The 19,643-nt window shown below is 50.1% G+C and carries 18 protein-coding genes and 2 rRNA genes; 6 read left to right on the top strand and 14 right to left on the bottom strand.

Annotated elements, in window-relative coordinates; all coding sequences use genetic code 11:
* Positions 1-2: 2 nt before the first annotated feature.
* The 4 genes from ACE41H_RS11120 to ACE41H_RS11105 form a co-directional block, all read right to left on the bottom strand.
* The gene (locus tag ACE41H_RS11120; protein ID WP_375355313.1) at positions 3-1,349 is read right to left on the bottom strand and encodes a hemolysin family protein; all 1,347 of its coding nucleotides are present in this window, start codon (positions 1,347-1,349) and stop codon (positions 3-5) included.
* Between the two features lie 154 nt (positions 1,350-1,503).
* Positions 1,504-2,637, bottom strand: a complete 1,134-nt coding sequence (gene yfkAB, locus ACE41H_RS11115; protein ID WP_375355311.1) for a radical SAM/CxCxxxxC motif protein YfkAB — start codon at positions 2,635-2,637, stop codon at positions 1,504-1,506.
* Between the two features lie 109 nt (positions 2,638-2,746).
* Entirely contained in the window at positions 2,747-3,856 is a 1,110-nt protein-coding gene (locus tag ACE41H_RS11110) for an HD-GYP domain-containing protein (protein ID WP_375355310.1), read from the bottom strand.
* 43 nt (positions 3,857-3,899) lie between these two features.
* Entirely contained in the window at positions 3,900-5,339 is a 1,440-nt protein-coding gene (locus ACE41H_RS11105; protein ID WP_375355309.1) for a bifunctional metallophosphatase/5'-nucleotidase, read from the bottom strand.
* A 165-nt stretch (positions 5,340-5,504) separates the two neighbouring features.
* On the opposite strand from ACE41H_RS11105, the gene moaD reads away from it, so the two are divergent.
* The gene (gene moaD, locus ACE41H_RS11100) at positions 5,505-6,236 is read left to right on the top strand and encodes a molybdopterin converting factor subunit 1 (RefSeq protein WP_375355308.1); all 732 of its coding nucleotides are present in this window, start codon (positions 5,505-5,507) and stop codon (positions 6,234-6,236) included.
* Positions 6,237-6,315: 79 nt separating this feature from the next.
* On the top strand, positions 6,316-7,374 hold the full coding sequence (locus ACE41H_RS11095; protein WP_375355307.1) for an HD-GYP domain-containing protein: 1,059 nt from the start codon (positions 6,316-6,318) through the stop codon (positions 7,372-7,374).
* 67 nt (positions 7,375-7,441) lie between these two features.
* Here ACE41H_RS11095 and sufB read toward each other — a convergent pair whose 3' ends face one another.
* From sufB to ACE41H_RS11065, 6 genes are all read right to left on the bottom strand, one after another.
* Positions 7,442-8,839: a Fe-S cluster assembly protein SufB gene (sufB, locus tag ACE41H_RS11090; protein ID WP_375355305.1), complete on the bottom strand. Its 1,398-nt coding sequence runs from the start codon at positions 8,837-8,839 to the stop codon at positions 7,442-7,444.
* A gap of 89 nt (positions 8,840-8,928) precedes the next feature.
* Entirely contained in the window at positions 8,929-9,351 is a 423-nt protein-coding gene (sufU, locus tag ACE41H_RS11085; RefSeq protein ID WP_375355303.1) for a Fe-S cluster assembly sulfur transfer protein SufU, read from the bottom strand.
* Positions 9,341-10,564: a cysteine desulfurase gene (locus tag ACE41H_RS11080; protein ID WP_375355302.1), complete on the bottom strand. Its 1,224-nt coding sequence runs from the start codon at positions 10,562-10,564 to the stop codon at positions 9,341-9,343. The genes sufU and ACE41H_RS11080 overlap by 11 nt, the downstream gene beginning before the upstream one ends.
* On the bottom strand, positions 10,561-11,871 hold the full coding sequence (gene sufD / locus ACE41H_RS11075; RefSeq protein ID WP_375355301.1) for a Fe-S cluster assembly protein SufD: 1,311 nt from the start codon (positions 11,869-11,871) through the stop codon (positions 10,561-10,563). Before sufD ends, ACE41H_RS11080 begins: the two co-directional genes overlap by 4 nt.
* A gap of 23 nt (positions 11,872-11,894) precedes the next feature.
* Positions 11,895-12,677, bottom strand: coding sequence for a Fe-S cluster assembly ATPase SufC (gene sufC, locus ACE41H_RS11070; protein ID WP_375355300.1), 783 nt, complete (start codon positions 12,675-12,677; stop codon positions 11,895-11,897).
* A gap of 257 nt (positions 12,678-12,934) precedes the next feature.
* Entirely contained in the window at positions 12,935-13,405 is a 471-nt protein-coding gene (locus tag ACE41H_RS11065) for a Dps family protein (protein WP_375355299.1), read from the bottom strand.
* 134 nt (positions 13,406-13,539) lie between these two features.
* Here ACE41H_RS11065 and mtnK point away from each other — a divergent pair, with 134 nt between their 5' ends.
* Positions 13,540-14,763, top strand: a complete 1,224-nt coding sequence (gene mtnK / locus ACE41H_RS11060; RefSeq protein WP_375355298.1) for an S-methyl-5-thioribose kinase — start codon at positions 13,540-13,542, stop codon at positions 14,761-14,763.
* The gene (gene mtnA, locus ACE41H_RS11055) at positions 14,760-15,833 is read left to right on the top strand and encodes an S-methyl-5-thioribose-1-phosphate isomerase (protein WP_375355297.1); all 1,074 of its coding nucleotides are present in this window, start codon (positions 14,760-14,762) and stop codon (positions 15,831-15,833) included. Before mtnK ends, mtnA begins: the two co-directional genes overlap by 4 nt.
* 76 nt (positions 15,834-15,909) lie before the next feature.
* On the opposite strand, the gene ACE41H_RS11050 is transcribed toward mtnA, so the two are convergent.
* A complete protein-coding gene (locus ACE41H_RS11050) occupies positions 15,910-16,212 on the bottom strand; it encodes a YunC family protein (protein WP_375355296.1) in 303 nt (100 codons plus the stop codon).
* A 208-nt stretch (positions 16,213-16,420) separates the two neighbouring features.
* Here ACE41H_RS11050 and ACE41H_RS11045 point away from each other — a divergent pair, with 208 nt between their 5' ends.
* The gene (locus ACE41H_RS11045; protein WP_375355295.1) at positions 16,421-16,954 is read left to right on the top strand and encodes a hypothetical protein; all 534 of its coding nucleotides are present in this window, start codon (positions 16,421-16,423) and stop codon (positions 16,952-16,954) included.
* A gap of 58 nt (positions 16,955-17,012) precedes the next feature.
* Here the strand turns inward: ACE41H_RS11045 and ACE41H_RS11040 are convergent, their stop codons facing one another.
* On the bottom strand, positions 17,013-17,396 hold the full coding sequence (locus ACE41H_RS11040) for a DUF423 domain-containing protein (protein ID WP_375355294.1): 384 nt from the start codon (positions 17,394-17,396) through the stop codon (positions 17,013-17,015).
* A gap of 151 nt (positions 17,397-17,547) precedes the next feature.
* Here ACE41H_RS11040 and ACE41H_RS11035 point away from each other — a divergent pair, with 151 nt between their 5' ends.
* Positions 17,548-18,396, top strand: a complete 849-nt coding sequence (locus tag ACE41H_RS11035; RefSeq protein WP_375355293.1) for a DegV family protein — start codon at positions 17,548-17,550, stop codon at positions 18,394-18,396.
* A 211-nt stretch (positions 18,397-18,607) separates the two neighbouring features.
* Here the strand turns inward: ACE41H_RS11035 and rrf are convergent.
* Positions 18,608-18,724: ribosomal RNA gene (rrf, locus tag ACE41H_RS11030) — 5S ribosomal RNA — on the bottom strand.
* A gap of 191 nt (positions 18,725-18,915) precedes the next feature.
* A 23S ribosomal RNA gene (locus tag ACE41H_RS11025) occupies positions 18,916-19,643 on the bottom strand; the annotation flags it as partial.

Genomic DNA, 19,643 nt, shown 5'->3' with positions numbered 1-19,643 from the left:
ACTTAATGCGCCTCGCCTGCAGTTTCATCCTCCAGCCTCGGTACAGAGTGAATTTTAACCCTTAAAATGCGCAGCTTGGTCGAATCCTCAATCTCGATTTTAAAGCCATCCAGCAGAATGCCTTTCCCTTTTTGCGTGTTGCCTTCAAGCTCTTTGTACAGCCAGCCTCCTATCGAATCCACTTCATCATCCTCGATCTCTGTTCCCGCCACCTCATTGACCTCCTCCAGAAGCAGCCGGCCGTCTACCGATATCACGTCCCCGACGATTTCCACCGACGGTCTTTCATCCTCGAATTCATCGTACAGATCGCCCACAATTTCCTCAAGAATTTCCTCCGTGGTCAGTATGCCGGCCGTTCCGCCATACTCATCCATGACAAGTGTCATTTGCACATGATTTTTCTGCATCAGACGCAGTACCTGACTGATCTCCATTGACTCCGGCACGCTCAGAATCGGTCTTGCGATCGCGGCCAGGTCCGGCTTATCACCGCATTCCGGCAGGAAAATATCCGCGATGTGCACAAACCCGATAATCTGATCCTTATCCCCCACAGCCACCGGATAACGTGTATGCCGTGTCTCGTTGATGATCTTCAGATTTTCCTCAAAGGAAAGGTTGGTGTACAGGCAATCCATATCCGTTCTGGGCTTCATGACTTCACGGGCCAACAGATCGGAGAAATCGAAAATATTGTCCATCAGCTTGATTTCATTGCTGTCCATGACACCACTCAATGCGCTTTGATTCATCAATATGCGGATTTCCTCTTCCGAATGCGCCGCTTCCGCCTCGCTGACCGGCTGAATGCCGAACAGACGCAGCAGCCTGTTGGCGGCTGCGTTCAACACCCAAATGACCGGGAAGAATATCTTGTAAAAAAACAGCAACGGGGCAGACAACAGCAGGGCAACGCCCTCTGTCCGCTGAATTGCAAGCGACTTGGGAGCAAGCTCACCCAGCACAATATGCAGAAACGTAATGACGCAAAAGCCGATCACGACTGAAATCGTCGTAATCAGTGTCTCATCGGCAATTCCCAGCCGATACATGGTTGGCTCCACCAGCAGCTCGGACACAGCCGGCTCGCCAAGCCAGCCGAGCCCCAGAGAGGCTAAAGTAATACCGAGTTGGGTAGCGGATAAATAGGAATCCAGTCTGCTGTTCACCTTTATGGCATACCCTGCCAAACGGTGCCCCTCGCTTTCCAGCTGGGCTAATCGCGATTGGCGCATTTTCACAAGGGAGAATTCAGCGGCTACGAATACCCCGTTCAGAAATACAAGCAGCAGCACCAGGAACAGATTTATGAACAGCTCTCCAAAATGAAACTCGGTATGGCCCAAGGTTTATTCCTTCTTTCCGTCATATTCTGTAGTGGTAACAATGATAAGAAAAACGTCTATCGACGTAATTCACAGAAGCCAGACCGCGTTTAGCAGAAGTTTTTCTTGCGATATTAGGAATATTATTCCATGAAGTTTATGCTTTCTAATATCTTCAAATAACTGCCTGTTTCGTTTTAAAATCAACATATTTATAGTACATGTCCGCAACGAGCAGGTTCGGGCCGCAGCAGTTGGCCGCGGCACAGTGGCAGTTCACCGTCTGATAGAGCGGATGCTCGTTGATCCAGCTGCCGAAGATGTCGTCCAGCTTCTGTTGATGGATATTGCCAAAGGCCGGGATATCCGCAAAATCGGTTACATACACATTACCTGTGAACATATTCACGTTAACTCTGTTGCGCCCGTCCGGATCGTTGCGTACTGTGACGTTCCGCTCAGTCCGCATCCGTCGCAGCAGCTCCTGATCCTGTGGATTGCCGGAGCAGGCGAAGAAAGGCAGCGTACCAAACAGCATCCACAGCTCAGGATTGCGGTGATCGAGCAGGCGATGGATCGCGGCGCGCATATCCTCCAGCGAAAGAACCGGCAGGGATGCCGCAAAATTGGATGCATACATCGGATGTACCTCATGCCGCCGGCAGCCCATTTCCTGAATGAGCTGATGGATTTCCGGGAGCTTTGCATGCGTTCTGTAATTGATCATGGATTCCGCGGAAATGAACATGCCCATGCTGCTCAGCTTGACGGCATTATCCATCATCTTCTCATACAGCCGGGCCGCCGCTGCCCTTGGGGCCGGACGGCTCGTATTCGCGAAGCCCACCTCGTAAAAGTTGTCCGCATCCGTGTAGTTATGCGATATGTGCATCACGTCCAGGTACGGCAGCATTTTCTCGTATCTGCCAATGTCCAGCGTAAGATTGGAGTTGATTTGCGAACGGACTCCGCGCTCCCTCGCATACTTCAGTAGCGGGACGATGATCTCGTCAACAGTTTTCTCCATCAGGGCTGGCTCGCCCCCTGTAATGCTGATTGTCTGCAGGTTCTCCACCTCATCCAGCCTCTTCAGCATCAGCGATAAAGGCAAGAAGGGCTCCTCCTTCATCACCAGCGAATCACCGACAGCACAGTGTTCGCAACGCATATTGCATAAATGGGTAACCGTCATTTCCACACTGGTCAGCGTGTGCCGGCCAAATTGCTTTAAAGAATCGATCGGGTCCCACGGATCGTACTCCGGGGATAGCGGTTTAAGCGAATGGCTCGCGCCATTTAGTCCTGACATTTAGTTTTCCACCTTATTTCTTCTTGTTATGCTGATTTCATATAAAAAAAATCACTATATATTATCATAACACGAAGCGGGCGGCGGCTGCACAGTTCAAGGCCGTGAATTATCCCAGGCCGGCCTGCTCCTCCGCCTTCTTCATACCTCCCGCTTCCGTGATGATCACGGATAAAACCGCAGACAGATCGATTTCATAAGGAGCTGCCAGCTCCTGCCCGTCCTGATCCTTCAACACCCGGATTACGGGCCGGTGCGGAATCCGGGGATCAATGCGCACGACGATGCCCTCTTCGCCCGTGCTTAATACGACAGGCAGCCCAAGCGGATAAATAGCCACACAGTCGCGGAATTTTTCCAGCATATATTGCTCGTACAGGGTTCCTGCACCCGTATAGAGCGCTTCTACCGCCTGATGGGGGAGCATTGGTGCTCTATAGCTCCGGTTCGCTGTCATGGCATCATAGGAGTCTGCAAGCCCAACCCATTTGGCATATTCATGAATTTCCCCGTTATGCAGCCTGTTCGGATAACCCGTTCCGTCGATCCGTTCATGGTGTTGCAAAGCGCAAATTGCAGACAGCAGAGAAATATCAGGCACCTTTTTTAATATCTGATATCCGATCTGTGCATGCTTTTGCACCTCCAGATACTCTTCACGGGTCAGCTTTCCCGGCTTCAGTAAAATATCGGGGGAAAGCTGCGTTTTACCGATATCATGAAGCAAGGAACCGATGCCCAGCTCCAGCAGTTGCTGACGGTTATAACCGTTAGCCTTGCCAAGCACCAGGCTGTACAGGCATACCGTTAGGGAATGCTGGTACAAATTTTGGTCCGTGCTGCCCAAGTCATTAAGCATAATCATCGTATCCTGCCTGCTGCCGATATCCTCAAGAATCGACTCCATGATACCGCCAAAAGCTTTTCCCAAATGAGATACGGATTTTTGCAGAGTGAAACCGGAAAGCTCCCTGAACTGCTTCCGGATTTCCTGCAAGGCCTTCTGCCTCGTCTTCTCCTGAATCATGTCAGGGATATCAATATCGTCAGTTTGGGGGTCATGAATATACACATATGCAATTCCCACCTCGCCAAGTCGCTTGATCATCCGGTCATTCAGCTCTACCTCTTCCGACAATAGAACCAGTCCGTCCTCATTGTATATTTTTTTGCCGAGCTTCATTCCCGGACGTAATGAATCAACCGCTAACAGCCGCATAGCAATACCCTCTTCCGCACCAATGATAACTGTGTCCTGTAGCTTATTGTTGAACCGCAATCCAGCGGCAAACCATGCTTTCCTTCAGAGCATTCGGGCGCTGAAGCTCATTTCCGATCAGATCCCTTAAAAATTCCGGTAAACGATAATCCAGCTCCGTCCCTGCAGCCAGGCTTTCATACCCTATTTTAAAGGAAAACATGTCCAGTGTGCCCACGTTATAGCTCTCTTCATCCGACAACAGGCTGCCATTCAGTCTGATTTCAATGATTCTGTCAAACGGATTTCGCTGCAGGTCATATGTGACTTGAATCCCGTCTACACACAGACTGCCCAGCACCTCGCCCCTAAACCCGAAGCCTATAATCTTTTTATCGGCAAATTCGGGCAAAAGTGATTGCTCCAGCGCAAGACGGATGGCCGAGCCCTGTAAATTCATCGTACACGCATTGATCGGTGAAGGGCATAGCTGATGCAGAAGTCTCTTCGAAATGCTGCCTTCGGGCAATGGTCCAAGCAACTGCCCCGAGTTGACTATGGCGAGCTGAGCCCCCGTAAAATGACGGACCGCTTGGGCCATAATATTGCCAAATTCCGATTCCCTGTCATAGGCAATAGAGCAGCTCTGGTCTATAATCGCTACAGTTTCCTGCAGACGGATATCCGCCCGCTGGCGATGAACGGCTATGGCTGCTGCCACGTTTTCATCCAGTATCGAAGTGTTCAGGGGCAGGCATTCTCCGGCGATCACCTTAAAGGGCTCCTGATCTCCGTTGCGACCCAGAACCACCTTGCCCATCAGCATTCCATGCTTGCCTGCGGCGCACAGGGCCGTGCCGCCAATCATGAGGGGCGCCTCCAGCACGTGATGCGAATGTCCGCCGAGGATGACATCAATGCCATCGACTTCCCTGGCCAGCCTCTCATCTGTATGTAACCCCAAATGGGACATTACAATCACAACATCCACGCTGCCGCGGATGGCTGCTACCTGCTTCTTCAGACTCTCAACCGGATCTCTGGCCTCCCAGCCCAGTATCCGGTAAAAGGTGGAATAGGGCGCCGTTGCGGCGACCAGCCCGATACGAATACCATCCTTGTTTAATACCAGGAACTCTTTCATCCAGGGCGGGGCGAATCCTGTCGATATCTCTCGAATATTGCCGCATACGACAGGACATTGAATGCCTGCATAAGCCTGTTCCAGCATGTCGGGGGTGAACGTCAGTCCCTCATTATTGCCGATCGTTACCGCATCATACCCTGTCAGGTTGATCACATCCACGTTGGCCCCTCCGTAGGTACCTTCCGTTTCCGGGGCCATTCTGTCCATATGATCACCGATATCAAGGAGGAGCACCGCTCCTTCAGAGATCCGCTTCTGCTCGGCAGCCATGGCAGCAAGTGAAGACATGTTTCCGAAACGGCTGTGGATATCATTCGTGTGCAGGATCGTTAAAGTTTGTTCATAAGCGGATTCCATATCCGTTCCTTCCTCCTATACCGGGTCCGGTTCTTAACATGTATCTTGATCAAGTTATGAAGAATATAGGATATCTAATTGTTAAGAATAACATTTTACTAGGCAATATGATATATTGAAGAAGCTAAAAATTTGCAGCAATCCATTAACCGAGGTGAATCATCCATGAATATAGAAGTGCTGCTGTTCGCGGGGCTCGCCGAACGTATCGGTTCTTCCCGTCTTGTGATCAGCCTGGAGCCTGCTTCTGTCACTGCCGGTCATATCAAGACACAGCTCGCAGCCGATTATCCGGAAGCCGCAGCCGCAATACAATCGTCTTTTGTAGCCATAAATCAGGAATTTGCATCCCCTGAAACCCCTATCAACGAAGGCGACGAGGTTGCAGTCATTCCGCCGGTTTCCGGTGGCGATGGCCTGGGCGGCCATCCCGTCTATACGAGCAGGGACGGATGGCATATCATTACTGAAAACCCGCTTTCACAGGATGACATTACAGCCAAAGTCATTACGCCGAATCATGGCGCAGCCCTTGTATTTGTCGGTACGACAAGGGAGATGACAGCAGGTCAACGCACCGTGCATCTGGAATATGAGGCTTATGTTCCCATGGCGCTGAGCAAGCTGTCCGAAATCGGCAAGGATATCGCCGACCGGTGGCCCGGCACGCTTTGTGCAATCGCGCATCGAACCGGCAAGGTAGACATTGCTGAAGCCAGCGTCATCATCGCTGTATCCGCCCCGCACCGTGATATGTGCTATGAGGCCAGCCGTTATGCCATTGAAGCTCTCAAGCATAAGGTCCCGATCTGGAAAAAGGAGATTTGGGAAGACGGCTCCGAATGGAAGGGCTCACAATTAGGACCTTGGAACCCCACATTACCACCACAAACCTAGTAAGAAAGTCGTTGTCATGGGATTTTTTTCTTGATATAGTATTCTTATTACTTCAAGAAAAAAAAGGTGGTAGAACTGATTGAGAGTCCACGTCACCGATGCCCAGCCAGGAGACCGTCTACAGAGCGATACATACAACGACAACGGTGTGCTAGTCTTGACCAAAGGAACCACACTTAGACATGATGATATTCGTAAACTGTTGATGCACAATATTGAATATATCGATATAGAAGCAGGCGCTTCCAAGAGCGTACACAACTTTGCCCCGGATGAACCGGCCGCCCCTGATTCACTCGCGCACATCGTTCCTCTATTCACCGATGCCATCGATGGTGTGGAGGCCATGTTTTTATCCGCCTCAGCTTCAGGCCAATTCAATTCTCACCGGGTGGATGAGCTGTTTGCTCCTATTGTTGACGAGTTAGCCCAACAGAAGGACGTCGTCTCCATGCTGCTGTTATTGGGTCAAGGAGACGAGTATACCTACAATCATTCCCTTGAAGTGGGGGTTTTATCTTATTATCTTGCCGTTTGGCTCGGATACTCCCAGGAGGAGGCTTATGCAGCCGGCAGAGCCGGTTATTTGCATGATATCGGCAAATGCATGGTCCCGGCTCATATTTTGAACAAGCCTGCCAAATTAACGGAAGAAGAGTTCCGGGAAGTCAAGAAGCATACTCAATACGGATATGACCTCATCCGAAATTCAACGTCGGATGAGATTGCGGCAGCAGTGGCGCTTCAGCATCATGAACGTGAGAACGGAACAGGATATCCTCACGGTTTGTTTAAGGAAGAGATTCATCCTTTTGCACGAATTACGGCTGTTGCGGACGTATACAGCGCCATGACCTCCAACCGTGTCTATCAATCCAAGCAGGAATTGCTGGCCGTTCTGAGGGAACTGCACGCCATGAGCTTCGGTCATTTGGACCCGGTTGCCACCCAAACCTTTATCCGTCATATGCTTCCTAATTTTATCAAGAAGAAGGTGCTGCTCACCAACGGGCAGACTGGCACGATCATTTTGAATAATCCGGTCGATTATTTCCGGCCGCTTATTAAGATGGATGACGGACTTTTCATCGATCTGGCCAAAGAACGGGATCTGGCTATTGAGGAAGTATATATTTAACATGGCTGAAAAAAACTGCCTACAGCAAATTTATGCTGTAGGCAGTTTTATATTGAGATAAAGCAACTTAACCGATGGAGCCTTCCATTTCAAATTTGATCAATCGATTCATTTCAACCGCGTATTCCATGGGCAGCTCTTTGGTGAACGGCTCGATAAAGCCCATAACGATCATTTGTGTCGCTTCCGCTTCGGACAAGCCGCGGCTCATCAGGTAGAAGAGCTGATCCTCAGACACTTTGGATACGGTAGCCTCATGCTCCAGCGTGATGTTGTCATTCATGATTTCATTGTATGGAATCGTATCTGAAGTGGACTCGTTGTCCAGAATGAGCGTATCACATTTGATGTTGGACTTCGCGCCTTCCGCCTGACGTCCGAAGGATGCCAGGCCACGATAAGTTACCTTGCCGCCATGTTTACTGATCGATTTAGACACAATCGTTGACGTTGTATCTGGAGCCAGGTGAATCATTTTCGCACCTGCGTCCTGATGCTGGCCTTTGCCTGCTACGGCAATGGATAGAACCATGCCTTTGGCACCGCGGCCTTTCAGGATAACGGCCGGATATTTCATGGTCAGCTTGGAGCCAATATTGCCGTCAACCCATTCCATCGTTGCATTTTCTTCCGCAACGGCCCGCTTGGTCACCAGATTGTAAATGTTAGGTGCCCAGTTCTGAATCGTTGTATAGCGGACACGCGCATTTTTCTTTGCAATGATTTCAACTACGGCACTGTGCAAGGAGTTAGTGCTATAGATTGGAGCCGTACAGCCTTCAACATAGTGAACGAAGCTGTCTTCGTCCGCGATGATGAGCGTGCGCTCAAACTGCCCCATGTTTTCCGAGTTGATCCGGAAATAAGCCTGCAGCGGAATTTCACATTTTACGCCTTTTGGCACGTAGATAAAGCTTCCGCCGGACCATACCGCACTGTTCAAAGCAGCGAATTTGTTATCAGCCGTAGGTACCACAGTTGAAAAGTATTCCTTAAAAATTTCAGGGTACTCTTTAAGCGCTGTGTCCGTATCTGTGAAAATAACGCCCTGATCTTCGAGATCCTTCTGCATATTGTGGTATACAACCTCAGACTCGTATTGTGCGGATACCCCTGCCAGGAACTTCTGCTCTGCTTCAGGAATACCCAGCTTGTCGAAGGTTTCCTTAATCTCGGCCGGAACTTCCTCCCAGGTTTTCCCTTGCTTCTCGGACGGGCGCACATAGTACTGAATATCATTGAAATCCAGATCGTTCAGATCGCCGCCCCATTGCGGTGTAGCCATTTTTTCAAACTGCTTCAGCGCTTTAAGACGGAATTCCAGCATCCACTCCGGTTCGTCTTTAATCCGGGAAATTTCTTTAACAATTTCCGGTGTCAGCCCCTTGCCGGTTTGGAAGATGGCTTTATGCTCATCGCGAAAACCGTACTTATACTCCTCTAACTCAGGTGCCTTTTTCGCCATTTCGTTCAACCCCTTCTGGATGGGAACCGGCAGCCTCTTGCATCCCCGGCTGTTCCCATTGCAGCTAAGCTGCATAAAATTTTTGAATCTTAATGCTCAAGATCGATACCCTTACGCAGCGCGTTCCAGGCAAGTGTCGCGCATTTGATGCGGGCAGGAAATTTATTTACACCGGACAGTGCCTCGATATCTTCGTATTCTTCAAACTCCGCAGGCTCCCCTTTCATAAGGGAGGAAAAGCGGTCCGCCAATTGAAGCGCCTCATCCAAGGACTTGCCTTTAACAGCCTCTGTCATCATGGAAGCGGAGGACAAGCTGATGGAACAGCCTTCGCCCGTATATCTGGCGTCTTCCACCAATCCGTCGTTCAGCTTCAGCTGCAAGGAAATCCTGTCCCCGCAAGTCGGGTTGTTCAGGTCCACCGTAACGGCATCCTCGTCAAAACGTCCCTTGTTGCGCGGATTTTTATAATGATCCATGATGACGCGCCGATACAGATCGTCAAGTTGCATCGCCAAAGTACTCCTTTGTCTGGATTAGGGCGCTAACCAATGAATCAATCTCTTCTTCTGTATTATACAGGTAAAAGCTCGCACGTGCAGTAGAACTTACCTTCAGCCAGCGCATCAGCGGCTGGCAGCAGTGATGGCCAGCACGGATTGCAATCCCTTTGCTGTCAAGCACTGTTGCCACATCATGCGGATGAACATCGCCAAGGTTGAAGGTAATCACGCCGACGTGGCGCTCTTTCGGACCGTAGATCGTGAGCCCTTCCACTTCGCTCAGCCGATCTATCGCGTAAGCAGCAAGGCGGCTTTCATGAGCGGCGATTTCGTCCATGCCGATGCCCTGAAGAAAGTCAATGGCTGCTCCCAGCCCGACGGCACCCGCAATGATCGGCGTACCGCCCTCGAACTTCCACGGCAGCTCCTTCCACGTCGAATCATACAGCCCGACATCATCGATCATTTCGCCGCCGAATTCCACCGGCTCCATGGCGTCAAGCAGTTCTTTTTTGCCATATAATGCGCCGATGCCTGTCGGACCACACATTTTATGACCGGAAAACGCATAGAAATCACAGTCAAGGTCCTGCACATCCACTTTCATATGCGGCGTGCTTTGCGCCCCGTCAACGACCATGACTGCACCGTTCCGGTGGGCAATCTCGGCAATTTCTTTAATCGGATGTATGACTCCAAGCACGTTGGATACATAAGCAATCGATACAATCTTGGTACGTTCTGTCACAGTTTGCTCCACGTCAGCCAGACGTATGCTGCCGTCTTCCTGCAGCGGGAGATACTTCAGGGTAGCCCCTGTCGCCTTCGCCACCTGCTGCCATGGAATCAGATTGCTGTGATGCTCTGCGGCCGTGATGACAATTTCATCACCTTCCTTGCAGTTCGCTCTTCCGTAAGAGGAAGCCACAATGTTCAGCGCTGTCGTCGTGCCACGCGTAAAAATAATTTCCTGGCTGCGCTTGGCATTAATGAAACGCGCAACCTTTTCCCGTGCCCCTTCATAAGCATCGGTGGCCCGGCTTCCTAGGGTGTGTACTCCGCGATGTACGTTAGCGTTGTCGAACTCGTAATAACGCTTGATCGCCTCAATCACGGAGACAGGCTTCTGGGAAGTGGCCGCATTATCGTGATAAATCAACGGATGACCGTTAATCTCTTGCTTCAAAATCGGAAATTGCTCGCGGAGTTCTGCCGCATTCATTGTCCCAACTTCCTTTCCACCAGACGCTGCAACTGCTGCTGCAAAGCTTCCAGCGGAATATCGGAAACAACGGGAGCAAGGAATCCGTAAATGATCAGCCGTTCAGCATCCGCACGGCTTACACCGCGGGACATCAGGTAATAGATTTGCTCCTGATTCACCTGTCCGACAGAAGCCGCATGGCCTGCGGTTACATCATCCTCGTCAATCAGCAGAATCGGATTGGCGTCCCCGCGTGCTTTGCTGCTGAGCATCAGCACCCGTTCCGTTTGCTGGCCGTCCGCTTTTGTAGCGCCCTTTTCAATTTTGGTAATCCCGTTAATGATCGCAGAAGCTTCTTCCCTCATAACCGCTCTTGTGATCATCTGGCTGTCAGAGCTTTTGCCAAAATGCTGCGCTTGTGTCGTGTAATTCAGCTTCTGGCTGCCTGAGCCGACGGCAATCACTTTCGCGTCAGAGTTCGAACCGTTGCCCTTCAAGACGGACATCGTATTGCTAGCCGTGTTGCCGTCGTTCATTTCACCGACAATCCACTCGATGGAAGCATCGTTATCCAGCACAGCGCGGCGTGTGGAAATGTCCGTAGCAGCCTCGCCGAACTGATGCACAGAAGCGAAACGCACCTTGGCGCCCCCCTTGGCGAACACTTCTACAACACCGTTATGGAAAATAGGAGCAGTCAAATCTCCCGAAACATAGTTATCTACATAAGTAACAGAACTGTTGCTTTCGACAACGATCAGGATATGAGGGACAAACGACGCAGAAGCATCATCCGTCAAAAATACAGCCTGCAGCGGAATGTCCTGAATTTCCACATTTTTCGGTACATACAGGAATACGCCACCGTTCCAAAGCGCCGAATGCAGGGCGGAAACCGCGTTCTCATCCGTCTCTACAGCCGTATGAAGATAAGACTGCACCAGATCGCCATGCTCACGTGCCGCTGTTTCCAGATCGGTGAAAATAACGCCTTTAGCCGCGAGTTCATCATTAAGCTGTGTATAAATCGCGCCGGAATTACGCTGAATCACCAATCCGCCGTTATTCTGCTGGCTCTCGACAAGCCCGGCAATGGAAGCAGGGGCATCTTTCAGGGAAGCCAGCTTCTGCACGTCCTGGTGCTTGCCATACTCACTAAGGCTCCAGCGGTCAATTTTCGTTTTCTCATATACCGGAAGCTCCAGCTTGCCCGCAAGCTCGAGTGCTTTAAGTCTTTGCTCGGCAAGCCAAGCAGGCTCGTTTTTTTGAACCGACAGGGCTCGAAGCTGCTCAGAGTCAACCGGAAGCATTGTTTGTATTGTCATCAGTTATCCTCCTCCGCTCCGGCTTACGCTTCTTGGCCTACAGTTTCATCAACAATTCCGAGTTCCTCTTTAACCCATTCATAACCTTCTGCTTCAAGACGCTCAGCCAGCTCCGGTCCGCCCGATTTTACAATCCGTCCCTGCATCATAACATGCACAAAGTCAGGCTTGATGTAGTTCAGCAGGCGTTGATAGTGGGTAATGATGAGGAAGCCGCGGTCTTCCGAGCGCATCTGGTTTACACCATTCGCTACGATTCTCAAAGCGTCGATGTCGAGACCGGAGTCAATTTCGTCCAGAACGACAATTTTCGGGTCCAGCAGCAGCATCTGCAAAATTTCGTTCCGCTTCTTCTCGCCGCCGGAGAAGCCTTCATTCAGATAGCGGTGCGCGAACTCAGGATTCATTTCCAGCTCCTTCATCTTGCCTTCCATCTGGCGGATGAATTTGATCAGCGAAATTTCCTTGCCTTCCTCCATACGTGCATTGATAGCACTGCGCAGGAAGTCCGAGTTGGTAACACCCGCAATTTCACTCGGATACTGCATAGCCAGAAACAGCCCGGCACGAGCGCGCTCGTCAACTTCCATTTCAAGCAGGTCTTCACCGTCAAGCAGAACCGTACCCTCAGTCACTTCGTACTTCGGATGCCCCATCAATGCGGAAGCCAGTGTACTTTTACCCGTACCGTTCGGACCCATGATGGCGTGGATTTCTCCGCCCTTCATTTCCAGATTGATGCCTTTCAGAATCTCCTTGCCTTCAATGGTCGCTTTCAGACCTTCAATCACGAAATTTGTAGCCATGTTAAGTTATGTCCCTCCGTTTATCGTAATAGCGGTCCGCAGAATAAATAGCTCGTTTTCCGCTTATTTATAATCATTCTAAACTGATTCTCAATGATTCTCAAGTTATTTTATAATATTCATATTTGCAATTGCAAACAATGCACGGATTTATAAACATATTTCCAATAAACAAAGCAGGCTTGACCGAATTTATCAGTCAAGCCTGCTTTGTTCAAGCATTAACACGCTTTTGATCTCGCGTACCTAAAAGACGATTAGCCGAGGTAGGAGCGCAGCATCCACATATGTTTCTCAAAATCCGTCTTGAAGCCTGTCAGCATATCTGCGGTTGGCTGATCCTCAGCCTTCTCCGCCAGTTCGATGCCTTCCTGGTATTCTTCGCATACGGTGGCAAGGTCCTCAATAATGGTCTGCACCATCGTATTGGCATCTTCCGTTCCGGAAGCTTCATTGATGGAGCTCAAATTCAGGTATTCCTTCATCGTTGCTGCAGGCGAGCCCTTCAGCGTCAGCAAGCGCTCCGCAACCTCGTCCATTTTCAGCGTCACTTCATCATAAAGCTCTTCAAATTTGGCATGCAGCGTGAAGAAGCTAGAGCCTTTTACATACCAATGGTAATTATGGAGCTTCACATAGAGTACATTCAGGTTGGCTACCTGGCGATTAAGAAGCTCTTCTACAGATTGTGCCTGTGTGCCTGCGGTGTTTTTAGTCGATTTAGCCATGTTCATCCCATCCTTTATCAAAAGTTATCCAACTCTTTTCGAAAAAAAAAGCTATATTAAATTTAGACCATTTTCGTTATACTGTCCATACCAAGTGAACCAGTAGGTTTTAGTACATTACGGAGGTGTCATCTTTGTCTGCTTATCATCCATTGTCCAATGAAGAAGCCATCGTTCTCGCCAAAACGATTCCCGGCTTTTTCCCGGAAGACGCCGGGCTTGACTGTCGGGAAATCGGAGACGGCAATCTGAATCTGGTGTTTCATATTAAAGATCCCGAATCAGCCAAGAGTATTATAATCAAACAGGCTCTGCCTTATGCGAAAGTTGTAGGCGAATCTTGGCCGCTCAGCCTGGACCGCGCCCGCATTGAACATGAAGCCCTTCAGGTGCAGCACCGCCTGTGCCCGGATCTGGTGCCCGAAGTGTACAGCTATGACGATGAGATGGCTTTTACGGTCATGGAGGATCTCAGCGAATATACCATCATGCGGCATGCCTTGATTGAAGGCAAAGTATTCCCGCATTTTGCGGAACATATCGGCACCTTTATCGCCAGAACCCTCTTCTTCACCTCCGATCTTGCGATGGAGCCGCGTACGAAGAAGGAGCAGGTAGGGCGGTTCATCAATCCGGATTTGTGCAAAATTACGGAGGATCTGATCTTTGATGATCCATACAGGCTGTCGGTTAACAACAATTACCCTGCTGCCATTGAGGATGAAGCGGAGATCCTTCGCACAGATACGGCGCTCCATCTGGAGGTTGCACTGCTGCGAGAGAAATTTTTGACCCGCACCGAAGCGCTTCTGCATGGAGACCTGCATACAGGCAGTATTTTTATCACGGAAGAGTCTACCAAAGTCATTGATCCCGAGTTTGCTTATTACGGTCCTATGGGCTTTGATATCGGAGCTGTCATCGCGAACCTGCTGCTTAACCTGGCTGCCCAGATCGGCTGGAAGCAGGATGAGACGGATCGCCGCAGCCATCAGAGCTGGCTCCTGCAAACCTCACTTGATGTATGGACCAGATTCGAAGCGGAATTCCGCAAATTGTGGGACAAGCATGCCGTTGATCCGCTGGCCCACGCGCCTGGCTATCAGGATATGTACATTCATAAAGTGCTGCAGGATACCGCCGGTTTTGCCGGAGCCAAAATGATCCGCCGCATCGTAGGCCTTTCCCACGTGGCGGACATCGATACTATCCCGGATGAGGCTGACAGGGAGCGTGCCCAACGCCTGGCGCTCTCCATCGGCAAAGCCTTGATCATGAACTGCAGAAAGATTCATTCCATCACCGAGATTGACGATATCGTCCGGACGGCTGCCGGGAACAGAGGTGGGATGATATGAACCAAACATTTGAACAAACCGCCGCGCCCGTGTCCCTGATTTGGAAAGAAGACCGGCTGATCATGCTGGATCAGCGCCTGCTTCCCGAATCCATCGTCATGCTGGAATTGTTTACGCCAGAAGAGGTGTGGGAAGGGATTCACAGCATGAAGGTGCGCGGAGCGCCTGCCATCGGCATGGCGGCTGCTTATGGTGTCGTGCTCGGGGCGAAGGCATATGGAGCTGCGGGTGCTGAAGGCTGGCTCAAGCATGTGCAATCCGTATGCGCTTATCTGGCCACCTCCCGTCCGACGGCCGTGAACCTGTTCTGGGCTCTGGACCGCATGAATAAACGCGCTCAGGAGCTCATACAGACCGGAACGGTTGAAGACTGGGACGCCGGGCTTGAACAGGAAGCGATAACGATTCAGGCAGAGGACGAGCAGGTGTGCAAAAGCATCGGAGAGCATGCCCTCCCGCTGTTCGAAGACGGCATGGGGGTGCTGACCCACTGCAACGCAGGCGGGCTGGCCACGGCCAAATACGGTACTGCTCTTGCGCCCATGTATCTTGCACAGGAGAACGGAATCCGTTTGAAGGTGTTTGCGGACGAAACCCGTCCTGTTCTGCAGGGAGCGCGCCTGACGGCATTTGAACTGCAGCAGGCTGGCATTGATGTCACTCTGATCTGTGACAATATGGCCGGCCTGGTCATGTCTAAAGGATGGGTTCAGGCAGTTATTGTAGGCACAGACCGCGTGGCAGCCAACGGAGACGTCGCCAATAAAATCGGAACCTATAGTGTTGCTGTCCTGGCGAAGGCGCACGGTATCCCTTTTTATGTGGCGTCCCCATTGTCAACCATTGACCTGAATACACCGACAGGCGCTGATATTCCGATTGAAGAAAGAGCTGCTGAAGAAGTTACCGAAGGGTTTGGCAAAAGAACAGCTCCACAAGGGATAAAGGTGTTCAATCCGGCGTTTGATGTTACTCCGAATGAATATGTCACAGCAATTATTACAGAGAAGGGCATTGTTCGTCCGCCCTACTCCGATAATCTCGCCGCTCTGTTCAAAGCAACTCGCTAATGCGGCAAAGTATTTTATGACACCGGAGCTGCTGGCTCCGGTGTTGTTGTACAGATCCGTATTCTGCAACTGCTGTCTATACCATTTTCAGTAGTGCCTCATAACCGGGCAACCCCGGTTGAATACCAAGTGCCTCCGCTTCGGCTGTAACGGACTCCATAGGAGCTTCCAGCAGCTCTTTAAGCGTGCGCACTCCTACGGCCCGGGCAGCAATAATTTTGCGGTCGGCAAGTCGATCATTCAACAAACCTACGTCCAGTGCTCCACACATAATATAGCCGCGGTCATTGGATATGGAGATCAGGGTGGTTTTAGGCAACTTCACTTCCACCCCAATGAAGGTATGCTCACCCACTTGAATAGGCTCCACATGAATCAACTTAAAAACACCTCCTCGTTGTACGGCATTTGTTCCAGTTTATGCATCAGTTTTTGGCAGGTGTGAACACATGTGGTTATAAAGTCGCAAATTATATGTAAAATTATATTAAATCGATACATTAGGACTATTCCGAATGGCATTTTAATGATATATTGAGAATCTGAAAAAACTTTAAAATTTGATTGAAACCAGGGCTGGAGGAAATATGGACAAGGTAACGCCAAAAGAGGAATCGAGTTATTTATTTAACGTGGATGTCTTAGTAAAAGGCAACTCCAATGCCGTCGCGCTTCAGTCCCTATTGGAAGTTCTCAACAGCTTTGAACGGGTTGCCGATTACCGCGTCGTTTCAGGTATTGAATTAGGCATGCTTATTGAAACCGCTCTGGAAATGAAAAAAAAGGCATTAAGCGAACATGCCAACACATCCCTGGCACAAGGACAAAAAAACAAGCTAAAGAAGCCTGACGCAAGCAAGACTGGCCCCAAAGGCAACGCATCATCACCAGGACAATCAGCCGGGAATCAGGCGAGCAGCATGCATGTTTTGATTAATGACTATATTAAAAAGAATTCGCTTGTCCGTTTGGTTGTGAACCGCTACGGCGGCCAGCGCAGCATCCCGTGCCGGATTATCAACAATGATCAGGACAGCGGAATGCTGAGTGTCTATCATGTGGATGAAAAGCAGGTTTATACCTTCAAAATCAATGAAATTGATGAGATTTACCCCACCTGAGCTGTGCATGCAAAAAAACAAACCGTTTGCGGAAACGCCGCAGACGGTTTGTTTTTGTTCAGGAATCTTTTTTCAAGCCAGCAGCAGTCAGCATGAGCAGCAGCCAGCCACCCATAAAGCATACTCCGCCAAGCGGCGTGATCGCTCCAAGAATGCGAATATTGGTAATACTCAGAAGATACAGACTTCCCGAAAATAAAATAATACCGGTAAACAACAGCCTTGCGGCCCATTTGAGCTTGGATGAAGCCCCCCATTGGCCTGCCGCCAATCCTATAATCAGCAAACCTGCCGCGTGTATCATATGATATTTGACACCTGTTTCATAAATCGTCAGATTATGCTCACCGATCCGTGGTCCAAGCGCATGTGCGCCAAATGCCCCGATGGCTACGGAAAGCATCATCATGAAAGCGCCAAGCATTACCCATCTGCGCTGCATCTGTACATCCCCTTTTAATCTGTTTAGATTATTGTACAAGGAAAAGAGCCTTATTTTCAATTCTGACGGTTTGTCTTGATTTTTTACGTATTTTTGTGGAAAATAAATATTTGATATTCGACATGATTTCCGTAATGCGAGAGGAGTACGTATGAATTCTATTAAAATATTTTCAGACAGCACAAGCGATCTCCCCAGGCAGTGGCTTGAACAATATGACATTGGAATCGTTCCGCTTTATACCGTTTTCGGCAGCGAATCACTGCGGGACGGAGTAGATATTACCACCGAGCGCTTATTCGAACGAGTCTCCCGCGAAGGAAGCCTGCCAAAAACGGCCGCCCCTTCGCCTGCTGATTTCATTCAACATTTCACACCTTATATTGAGCAGGGTATGGACATTTTATATATCAGCTTATCCTCCGAGCTTTCCTCTACTTATCAGAATGCGTTATTGGCAGGCAAGGAGTTTCCGGAAGGCAAAGTTCATGTCGTGGATTCCAGAAACCTGAGCTGCGGCATCGGACTGCTGGTCATGAAGGCCGTCATGGCGGTCAGGAATGGCCTGGACATTCCTGAAATCGTGCGGCTGCTGGAGGAAATGAAGCCACGAATCGATACAGAGTTTGTTATTGACACTCTGGAGTATCTGTATAAAGGCGGCAGATGTTCGGGCATGCAAAATTTGATCGGCAGCCTGCTCAAGATCCGGCCCGTAATTAAGGTGATAGACGGGAAAATGACACCGGCTTACAAGGTGCGGGGAAAACGTGAAAAAGCGCTGGAGCAAATGCTAAGCAACGCTCTCAGTCAAAAAGATAACATGGACCTGGAACTGGTCATTGTCGTGCATGCCATGGCTGAAGAGGATGCGTTGGAGCTGCAGAAAAAGCTGCAGGAGCAAACGGGAGCTGAAGTGGCTCTCGCAACGGCCGGCTGCGTGATCTCCAGCCACTGTGGCCCTAAAACCATCGGAATTATCTATGCTAAAAAAAGCTGACTTTATCTCTGTACTTGCATTTTAGTTCCGCCTAAGTGAGCGCAGAGATCTATAACAACAGCGTTTTCTAAAAAATATAGCGGCTTCCTGGAAAAGGAGCCGCTTTTTTAGATTCCAAACACCATGCCGCTTTGTGGCACCACTGATAGATTTTTAAAATATAAAAAACCGCTTATTATAAGGTAAACCTCATAATAAGCGGTTTTTTCTTGCCTGGCAACGTCCTACTCTCCCAGGACCCTTCGGTCCAAGTACCATTGGCGCTGGAGGGCTTAACGGTCGTGTTCGGGATGGGTACGCGTGGAACCCCTCCGCTATCGCCACCAGACAGGTTTTTTCCGGTTGAGTTACCTCCCGAAATCCTTCAGGAAAATAACCAACCTCAGAAAAGACATACAACTTCATGCTGCCGCGAGAAATTCGGTACATCACGTATCGTGTGTATGAATTTCACAACGTGCTACTTCAAGGGTTTACACCCTGAAAACCGGATCCGAAACGTCATTGCGTTTTATTCATTAGGATAAGCCCTCGACCGATTAGTACTGGTCAGCTCCATGCATTGCTGCACTTCCACCCCCAGCCTATCTACCTCGTCGTCTTCAAGGGGTCTTACATACTGGGAAATCTCATCTTGAGGGGGGCTTCACGCTTAGATGCTTTCAGCGCTTATCCCGTCCGTACATAGCTACCCAGCGGTGCTCCTGGCGGAACAACTGGTACACCAGCGGTACGTCCATCCCGGTCCTCTCGTACTAAGGACAGCTCCTCTCAAATTTCCTGCGCCCACGACAGATAGGGACCGAACTGTCTCACGACGTTCTGAACCCAGCTCGCGTACCGCTTTAATGGGCGAACAGCCCAACCCTTGGGACCTACTTCAGCCCCAGGATGCGATGAGCCGACATCGAGGTGCCAAACCTCCCCGTCGATGTGGACTCTTGGGGGAGATAAGCCTGTTATCCCCAGGGTAGCTTTTATCCGTTGAGCGATGGCCCTTCCATGCGGCACCACCGGATCACTAAGCCCGACTTTCGTCCCTGCTCGACTTGTAGGTCTCGCAGTCAAGCTCCCTTCTGCCTTTGCACTCTTCGAATGATTTCCAACCATTCTGAGGGAACCTTGGGGCGCCTCCGTTACACTTTAGGAGGCGACCGCCCCAGTCAAACTGCCCGCCTGACACGGTCCCTGTACCCGCTAAGGGCACCAGGTTAGAATCTAGATACGATCAGGGTGGTATCCCAAGG

The organism is Paenibacillus enshidis, assembly GCF_042136365.1.
In the GTDB taxonomy this organism is placed as follows: domain Bacteria; phylum Bacillota; class Bacilli; order Paenibacillales; family Paenibacillaceae; genus Paenibacillus; species Paenibacillus enshidis.
The sequence above is the reverse complement of the archived record's forward strand: the minus strand, read 5'-3'. Positions and strand labels throughout refer to the sequence as shown.